Below are 8,867 nucleotides of genomic sequence, written 5' to 3' on the forward strand. Positions count from 1 at the left end.
CGGGCGACGGGGTCGAGGGCCGGGGCGGGACCGCCGGCGGTACGGGTGGCCCCGGAGAGGTGAGGGACCTGTGATCGGCGTCTCCCACGGCTGACGTGGTCGGCATGCACAAGGCAAACTGGCGTAGTTGCTCAGGATGTCTAGGGGGACGGCATGAACGGTGGACCGCGCGCTCCGGGGCAGCGGCTTTCCGGGACACCGGCGGAACCGGAGCCGTCGGCCGCGCTGCGGTTCGGCGTGCTCGGACCGGTGCGCGCCTGGCGCGGCGACAAGCCGCTGCCCACCGGGTCCCCGCAGCAACGCGCGCTGCTGGCCGCCCTGTTGCTGCGCGAGGGCCGGACGGCCACCGCGGCCGAGCTGATCGACGCCCTGTGGGGCGAGGAACCGCCGTCGCAGGCGCTGGCGGCGGTGCGCACGTACGCGTCACGGCTGCGGAAGGTGCTGGACCCCGGGGTGCTGGTCAGCGAGTCGGGCGGCTACGCCGTGCGCGGGCCGGGGAACGGGGCCCTGGACCTGTCGCTCGCCCAGGACCTGGCCGTCGAGGCGGAGAAGGCGCGGGCCGCCGGGGACCTGGGCCGGGCGCGCGAGGTGCTGCGGCGTGCGCTGGCCCTCTGGGACGGCGAGACGCTGGCCGCCGTCCCGGGCCCGTACGCGCAGGCCCAGCGGGTCCGGCTGGAGGAGTGGCGGCTCCAGCTCCTGGAGACGCGGCTCGACCTGGACCTGGAGCAGGGCTGCCACGCGGAGGCCGTCTCGGAGCTGACCGCGCTGACCGCCGCGCACCCGCTGCGCGAGCGGCTGCGGGAGCTGCTGATGCTCGCCCTGTACCGCAGCGGACGCCAGGCCGAGGCGCTGGCCGTGTACGCGGACACGCGGCGGCTGCTCGCCGACGAGCTGGGCGTCGACCCGCGCCCCGGCCTGCGGGAGCTGCAGCAGCGCATCCTCCGGGCGGACCCGGCCCTGGCGGAACCGCCCGCGCCGGCCCCGGAGTCGGCCGCGGCCCCGGTCCGCCCGGCACAACTGCCGGCCACCGTGCCGGACTTCACGGGACGCGCGTCCCTCGTGCACGAGCTGAGCGAGGTGCTGGGCTCGGCGCCGGGCGCCGAGGGCCGGGTGATGGCCGTCTCCGCCGTCGCGGGCATCGGCGGCGTCGGCAAGACGACCCTCGCGGTGCACGTGGCCCACCGGGCGCGGGCCGCCTTCCCGGACGGGCAGCTCTACGTCGACCTCCAGGGCGCGGAAGGGCGGGCGGCGGAGCCGGAGACGGTGCTGGGCGCCTTCCTGCGCGCCCTGGGCACGGCCGACTCGGCCGTCCCCGACTCCCTGGAGGAGCGGGCCGCCCTCTACCGCTCCGTCCTGGACGGCCGCCGCGTCCTGGTGCTGCTGGACAACGCCCGCGACGCCGCGCAGGTACGCCCGCTGCTGCCCGGCACGGAGGGGTGCGCGGCGCTGGTGACGTCGCGGGCGCGGATGGTGGACCTCGCCGGGGCGCACCTGGTCGACCTGGACGTGATGTCCCCCGAGGAGGCGCTGGCGCTCTTCACGAAGATCGTGGGCGAGGAGCGGGTCGCCGCGGAGCGGGAGGCGGCCCTGGACGTGGTGGGGGCGTGCGGCTTCCTGCCCCTGGCCATCCGCATCGCCGCGTCGCGCCTCGCCGCCCGGCGCACGTGGACGGTGTCCGTCCTCGCGGCGAAACTGGCGGACGAGCGGCGCCGGCTGGACGAGCTGCAGGCCGGTGACCTGGCGGTCAAGGCCACGTTCGAGCTGGGCTACGGGCAGCTGGAGCCGGCCCAGGCCCGTGCCTTCCGCCTGCTGGGCCTGGCGGACGGCCCGGACATCTCCCTGGCGGCGGCAGCGGCGGTGCTGGACCTCCCGGCGGAGGACACGGAGGACCTGCTGGAGTCCCTGGTGGACACGTCGCTGCTGGAGTCGGCGGCGCCGGGACGCTACCGCTTCCACGACCTCGTCCGGCTCTACGCGCGTGCGTGCGCGGAACGGGACGAGCACCCGCCGGGCGAGCGGGGGGCGGCGCTGTCGCGGCTGCTGGACTTCTACCTGGCCACGGCGGCGGGGGTGTACGCGATCGAACGGCCGGGGGACCGGACCGTGGACCACCTGGAGCGCACCGAGTTCGCGGGCCTGGAGTTCAGCGACGGCACCGCCGCCCTGGACTGGTTGCACTCCGAGGCGGCGTGCATCCTGGCATGCGTCCGGCAGTCCCTGGGGCCGAGCACACTGCGGCGGGCGGTCGACCTCCTGCTGGCGTCGAAGGACCTGGCGGAGTCAGGGGCGAGCTCCCTCGGTTACGAAGCGGTCGCGTTCGCCGTGCGGGACGCCACGGCCGCCGCGGACGACGCTCGAGCGGAAGGGCGCGCACGGACGACCTTGGCCCAGGTCCTCAGTCGCGCCGGGCGCTTCGACGAGGCCGGTGCGGAGGCCGAGCGTGCCATCGAACTCGGCAACCGGACCGGAGACTCGTGGACCAAGGGCAACGCGCACAACGAGCAGGGCATCATCGCCAACTGCAGAAACCGACGCGACGTCAGCGAAGTGCACCTTCGTGAGGCCATCAGTGCGTTCCGTGCCGACGGCAACCGCCCCGGTGAGGCCAGCGCCCTCTGCAATCTGTCACGTGTTCTCGTTTCCGTGGGGCGCACGGCCTCGGGGATCGACCTGGTGCGCCGGGGAATCGCCCTCTACGACGAGCTCGGGCTGACCTTTCGCCTGGCCAATGCGCGGTACGCACTGGGTATCGCGCTCAGTCACGCATCCCGCCAGTCCGAGGCGCTGAGCGAGCTGTCCACAGCGTTGCAGACCTTCGTGGAGAACCGGCAGCGTCTGTGGGAGGGGGCGACGCACTTCCGTATAGCCCAGGTCCACCTCTCGGCTCACCGGCCGGCCCAGGCGGCACAACACGCCGAGCAGGCGCTGACGACCGGAAGCATCGGCGGTGACTGGATGCGCGCCAACATCCTCACCCTCCTGGGCCGCTCACTCAGCGGTCTCGGTCAGACCGATCGCGCGCGTGCGTGCTGGCGCGACGCACTGGCCATCTACGAAGAGTCCGGTGCGCCGGAATCGGCGGAGCTGCGGGCGCTCCTCCGGCCGATCGAAGCCGCGTGAACGAACGGGTCGTTCATCGAACGTTTATGGGTGGCTGCCAGGATCAGGACATCGATCCGTCGCGTCGGGGGGCAGGCGGGTCTGCGGGGCTTCATCTGTAGGGTGAACGGTCCCGCGCACCCGTCCGGCGGCCTTCGGGGGAGCCGCCGAACGGGTGTCGTCAGCCCGACGTTCCATCCACTCCCTGGGGGTTCGCACCGATGAGCAGCACCACGAACGGCACCGAAGACGCGGAGAACGGCACCATCACGACGCTCGACAGCCACATGCCGGCCCCGCCGAAGGACAGCACCGCCACCACTCAGGACAGCCACATGCCGGCCCCGCCGAGCGATGACTCCATCACCACGCTCGACAGCCACATGCCGGCCCCGCCCGCCCTGGACCTCGACCGGGACGGCAAGTAGACCTTTCTTCCCGCACGGGGATCGGCCGCGGCGGCGCGGAGGGGGAGCCGCCGCGGCCGAGGTGCGCCCGCGGGCGCTTCACGGACGGGGCCGGGACCGGGTCCTCGGCGTTCGGTCGTCCGCCGAGGACCCGGTCCCTCCACTTTCGGCCAACCCGTGGCCTGAGTCGTTCGGAGGGGTCGAACAGATCTCCGTCGGTCACTAAGGTCTCCCCAGCACGTCGGTGTACGTCGGTGATGCCCCGGGGAGGGAGAAACCCGGCCCGTGAGTCCACGAACGATGAAGGCGCTGCTCCGTGCCCTCGGCCGGGAGGCCGCCCAGGACCTGGACAGGCCGGCGGAGCCGAAGGCCGTCATGCAGGCCTTCTGCCGGGCCATGAGCGTGCGCGCGGGACGGCCGGTGGAGCTGCTGTTCCGGTCGTTCCCGGCGGACGTCCCGGTGTCCGGGCTGCGGCTCGACCTGGGGAGCAGGTCCCTCGTCGTGGTCGAGGAACACACCGTCCCCGAGGCACAGCTGGTGATCCTCGGGCACGAGCTGTGGCACGAGGAGCAGGGCGACCGCGGGCACCACGTCGCCGGGATCGCCGACGCCTCCGCGCGGGCCGTCGCCCCGCCGCAGCAGGTGTCCGACGCGGTGCGGCGGGCGGCGGAGCGGATCCTCGCCGAGTCCGAGGTGCCGCGCGACGCGCTGCTGGCCGTCGCGGCCCGGGCCGAGTCGCCCGACCGGCACGAGGTCGCCGCCGAGACCTTCGGGTTGCTGTTCGGCCGCGAGGTGCGCACCTGGATGCACGGCCGGTACGCCGAGGGCCCGGTGTCCCCGGCGACCGTGGAGGGCCGCATGAACCTGTCGCTGACCAACCGCGGCGGGCGCCTGCTCTGATGGGCCCGCACCTCCACATCCCCTACGCCCTGCCCACCGCCCTGCTCGCCCTCGCCGTGCTGCTCAAGCTGCCGACGTTCGTGCGGGCCTGGCACAACCCCGAGGTGCGGGCGACGACCGTGCTGCTGGTGTGCGCGACCTGCGTGCTGGTCGTCATCACGCCCGTCAACATCGAGCGGCTCAACGCCTGGACGGGCATCCCCAACTTCGCCTCGCCCTGCGCGTACTCGTTCCTGACCGCGTCCGGCGCGACCGGACTGGCCATGATCACCCGGTGGCGTCAGCCGCCGTCCGCGCGGCGCAGGCGCGGCATCCGCCGCATCCACTGCGCGTACGGCGGGGTCGTGGCCGGGCTCTGGGTGACCTTCCTGCTCGCCCGCGTGCCCGAGCCGCGGACCTACGACCTCGACACCTACTACGCCGGCACCCCGTGGATGCGCGAGCACATCCTGCTCTACCTGGGCGCGCACGCGGTGACCAGCATCGTCGCCACGCGGATGCTGCGGCAGTGGTCGCCGACCGTGACCGACCGCTGGGTGAGGTCGGGGGTCGTCCTCCTGCTGCTCGGCTTCGCCTCCGGCCTGGTCTTCGACGCGGCGAAACTCACCGCCGTGGGGGCCCGCTGGTGCGGGACGGACTGGGACGTCCTCAGCACCCGGGTCGCGCCGCCGTTCGCGCTGCTCCAGGCGTCGCTGGTCGCCGTCGGGTTCATCGTCCCGCAGGCCGGCCCCGCGCTGCGCGCCGCGGTCCGCGACCAGCGGGAGTACCTGCGGCTGCGCCCGTTGTGGCGGGCGCTGCGGGTGCTCGCCCCGGCCGCGGCGCAGGCCCGCTTCGGGCTGTGGGTGCCGTTGGACCTGCGGGTCATGCAGCGCCAGCAGCGCATCCACGACGCGCTGCGGCTGCTGGCCCCCTACTTCCGCCACGACGTCCACGAACGGGCCCTCGCCGCCGCGCGGGCCGCCCACGACGAGGCGCTGGCCCGTGACCTCGCCGGTGCGGTCGCACTGCGCGACGCCATCGCCGCCTACGCGGCCGGCGTCCCGGCGCCCGCGGGCGAGCGGCCGCCGGGCATCGGCACCGACATCAGCGACCACATCGGCACCATCTCCCTCGCCCTGTACCGACGGCGTGCCCTCGCCGACCTCGGCCGCCGGGTGACCAGCACAGAAAGCGGCCTCGACGCCCATGCCTAGCACCCCCGTCAGCCACCGGCCGCGCGCCGTCGTCCTCGGCGCCAGCGCGGCGGGCCTCTTCGCCGCCGCCGCGCTCACCGAGTTCGCGGACGTCACGGTCGTCGAACGCGACGCCCTGCCCCAGGGGCCCGAACCGCGCCGGGGCGTTCCGCAGGCCCGGCACGCGCACCTGGTGTGGAGCGGTGGTGTGCGGGCCCTGCGCGAGCTGCTGCCCGGGCTCGTCGACGACGTCGTGTGCCGGGGCGGACGTCTGGTCCACATCATGGGCGACATGGTGTCCCGGGCCCCCAACGAGGTCTGGTTCCGCAGGTTCCTGGCCACCCACCACCGGAACCTGGTCTGCTCGCGCGACCTGCTCGACTCCGTCGTCCGCGACCACGTCCTCAAGGACGGGCGGATCACGCTGCGCCAGGGCACCTCCGCCCTGGCCCTGGAGGGCGACGCCCGCCGCGTGACGGGCGTACGGGTCGCGGACGGCGACGGCGAACACGTCCTGGACGCCGACCTCGTCGTGGACGCCACGGGACGCGGCTCGCGCGCCCCGCAGTGGCTCGCCGACCTGGGTCTGCCCCGGGTCGCCGAGCGGGAGGTCGACGCCGGCCTCACCTACGCCACCCGCGTGTACCGCGCCCCCGGCACCGCCGCCGACGGCGCCTTCCCGCTGGTCAACGTGCAGGCCAACCCGGCCGATCCGCCGGGGCGGGGCGGGATCGTCCTGCCGGTGGAGGGCGACCGGTGGATCGTCACCCTGGGCGGCACCCGCGGCGGCGAGCCCACCGCCGACCCGGACGCCTTCGTGCCGTTCGCGCTCGGCCTCGCCGACCCGGTCATCGGCGAGCTGCTGCGGGACGCCGAACCGCTCGGCGACGTCACCGTCACCCGCAGCACCGCCAACCGGCGCCGCTACTACGAGAAGCTGAAGCGCCGGCCCGACGGCTTCGTCGTCCTCGGTGACGCCGTCGCCGGCTACAACCCGGTCTACGGGCACGGCCTGACCGTCGCCGCGCAGGGCGCCCTCGCCGTCCGCGACGTGCTGCGCCGCACCGCGCTCACGGCGCCCGGGACGGCCGGTGCCCTCCAGCGCGCCGCGGCCCGCCCGGTCTCCGGCGCCTGGGACCTGGCGGTCGGCCAGGACGCCTTCTACCCGGGCGCCGCCGGCACACCGCCGACCGTGGCGGAGAGGCTGCTGGCCCGCTACGTCGACCGGGCCGTCGCCACCGGCGCCCGCAGCCCGCGCGCCCTGGGCGCCCTGCTCGACGTGATGAGCATGGAGCGGCCCCCGACCCGGCTGTTCTCGCGGGACATGCTGGTCCCCATGCTGTTCGGCCCGAAGAAGCCGCACCTGGACGGCCCGCCGATCAGCGAGGCGGAGCGCCGGGCGGCCCGGTCCTGACCGCCCGGTGCCGCGTCAGGTCAGCGGCAGGAGTTCGTCGTCGTCCAGCTCGCAGTGGTCGGCGACCTCGCCGGGGGCGTCGAACGCGAGGCGTACGCGGGAGGTGCTGCCGGCGGGGACGGTGGTCTCCTGGCGGGCGTCGTCGAGCGTGACGTCGCCGCCGTCCTTGAAGAACACGGTGACGGCGAAGGTGTACTCGACGTCGTTCGGGTTGGTGACCTCGACCGTGGCGTAGGGGTCGTCCGCGGTCGCGCAGCTCACCAGCTCCACCGTGGCGGCCTGGAGGGCGCCGCTGCTGTCGCCGCTGCCGCCGTCGTCATCGTCATCGTCGTCGTAGTGGGAGCGGCCGTCGCCGTAGCCGCCGCTCGTGCCGCTGCCGGAGGAGCCGTCGTCCTTGTAGACGTCGCCGTCCGACGAGGACGACGAGCTGTCGTGGTCCTGGCTGCTGCTGCTGCAACCGCCCCCGCCGTCATCGCTGCCGTGGCCGTGGCCGTGGCCGCGTCCCGCCGTGAAGCCGGTCAGGCTGAGCACCACCAGTGCCGAGACCGCCGTGAACCTGAGCGCCCGTCCCCGTGTCGTCATGGCCCCCACGCTAACCAGTCGCTGTCACGAGCATGTCACCGCCCTGCCACGGCCGGACACGGGGTGTGACCGGCCGGGGCCGGGGACCGTCACGCCGTACGCGCCGTCCCCGTGCCCTTCTCCGCGTCCAGCGCGTACACGCAGCGGTCCTTGCTGCAGGCGTACACGATGCCGTCCCGCACGACCGGGGAGCCGGTGATCTCACCGCCCGTCGCCAGCTTCCAGCGCAGGCGGCCGTCGTCGGCCTTGAGCGTGTAGAGGAGGTGGTCGGTGGAGCCGAAGTGGATGCGGCCCTCGGCCACCGCGGGCGCGCCGACGATCTCGCCGCCCGCCTGGAAGCGCCACTTGGGCGTGCCGGTGACGGCGTCCAGGGTGTAGAGGCCCTTGCCGCTGCCCACGTGCACGTGACCGGCGGCCACCAGGACCGGGTCGGTGGAGGAGCGGCCCTCCGTCGCGATGCGCCAGCGGTCGCGGCCGTCGGTGGCGTCGAGGGCGTACACCGTGCCGAGGTAGTCGGCCAGGTACACCCCGCCGCCGGTCACCGCGGGGCCCGGCACGAAGACCGGCGGGGAGAGGAAGACCGCGGGGGCCTCGAAGTGCCAGCGGACGCGCCCGGAGGCGACCTCGAGCGCGAGGACGCGGGTGCCGGCCGCGACGTACACGTAGCCGTCGGGTGCCTGGGCGAGGCGGACCGGCACGCCGCCGCAGGACGCCGCGTCGCCGATCGGGTACGACCAGCGCTCGTCGCCGGTACGGGCGTCCAGGGCGCGCAGCCGGGCGTCCTGCCAGACGTACACCGTGCCGTCGTGGACCGTCGCGCCCGCCTCCGGGGACTCGAAGTCGGTCTGGGCGCCGGTGATCTCCCACAGCTTCTGGCCGCCCGAGGCCTCCCAGGCCTGGACGCCGCCGCCGCGCGTGGCGGTGACGACCGTGCCCCGGTCGGCCTGGAGGGAGTAGACCCAGGCGTCCGTCTGCAGGCGCCACAGGTCGGTGCCCTCCCGCGCGTCCAGGGCGAAGAGGGTCGGGCCGTCGGAGGCGTGGATGCGGCCGTCCGCGACCGCCATCGACCAGGCCACGTCCCGGGTCTTGAAGCGGCGGCGTCCGGTGGCCACGTCCAGGGCGTGCACCTCGAAGGAGGTGACGTAGACCAGGTCCCCGTCGACGGCCGGCGTGCCCCAGACGTCGTTGGACATGCGGAAACGCCAGGGCCGCCAGCCGCTCGCCGCCGCCTCGGGGGGCGTCGCGGGGGCGGCCGGTGCCGGGACGGCCGGGTCGGCGCCGCCCACGCCGGGG

At 74.7% G+C, this 8,867-nt stretch carries 7 protein-coding genes; 5 read left to right on the forward strand and 2 right to left on the reverse strand.

Going from position 1 to position 8,867, the window contains the following annotated elements:
* Positions 1 to 153: 153 nt before the first annotated feature.
* The 5 genes from JHAT_RS22885 (at position 154) to JHAT_RS22905 (ending at position 6,992) form a co-directional block, all read left to right on the forward strand.
* Positions 154 to 3,120 (forward strand): BTAD domain-containing putative transcriptional regulator, encoded by a 2,967-nt coding sequence (locus JHAT_RS22885; protein WP_077800132.1) that lies wholly within the window; start codon positions 154 to 156, stop codon positions 3,118 to 3,120.
* Between the two features lie 200 nt (positions 3,121 to 3,320).
* Positions 3,321 to 3,527 carry a sigma-like protein gene (locus JHAT_RS22890; RefSeq protein ID WP_077800133.1) on the forward strand — a complete coding sequence of 69 codons (207 nt, stop codon included), beginning with the start codon at positions 3,321 to 3,323 and terminating at the stop codon, positions 3,525 to 3,527.
* Positions 3,528 to 3,791: 264 nt separating this feature from the next.
* Positions 3,792 to 4,406, forward strand: a complete 615-nt coding sequence (locus tag JHAT_RS22895; protein ID WP_077800134.1) for a toxin — start codon at positions 3,792 to 3,794, stop codon at positions 4,404 to 4,406.
* Positions 4,406 to 5,599: an MAB_1171c family putative transporter gene (locus JHAT_RS22900; RefSeq protein ID WP_077800135.1), complete on the forward strand. Its 1,194-nt coding sequence runs from the start codon at positions 4,406 to 4,408 to the stop codon at positions 5,597 to 5,599. Before JHAT_RS22895 ends, JHAT_RS22900 begins: the two co-directional genes overlap by 1 nt.
* Complete coding sequence (locus tag JHAT_RS22905; RefSeq protein WP_077800136.1) at positions 5,592 to 6,992, forward strand: NAD(P)/FAD-dependent oxidoreductase; 1,401 nt, start codon at positions 5,592 to 5,594, stop codon at positions 6,990 to 6,992. The genes JHAT_RS22900 and JHAT_RS22905 overlap by 8 nt, the downstream gene beginning before the upstream one ends.
* Before the next feature lie 15 nt (positions 6,993 to 7,007).
* Here JHAT_RS22905 and JHAT_RS22910 read toward each other — a convergent pair whose 3' ends face one another.
* Together JHAT_RS22910 and JHAT_RS22915 are read right to left on the reverse strand one after the other, a co-directional pair.
* Positions 7,008 to 7,574: a hypothetical protein gene (locus JHAT_RS22910; RefSeq protein WP_077800137.1), complete on the reverse strand. Its 567-nt coding sequence runs from the start codon at positions 7,572 to 7,574 to the stop codon at positions 7,008 to 7,010.
* 89 nt (positions 7,575 to 7,663) lie between these two features.
* Positions 7,664 to 8,867, reverse strand: a 1,204-nt coding sequence (locus JHAT_RS22915) for a PQQ-binding-like beta-propeller repeat protein (RefSeq protein WP_077800145.1), incomplete at its 5' end; no start/stop codon positions are given.

Source organism: Streptomyces sp. JHA26, from assembly GCF_002005565.1.
GTDB lineage: Bacteria > Actinomycetota > Actinomycetes > Streptomycetales > Streptomycetaceae > Streptomyces.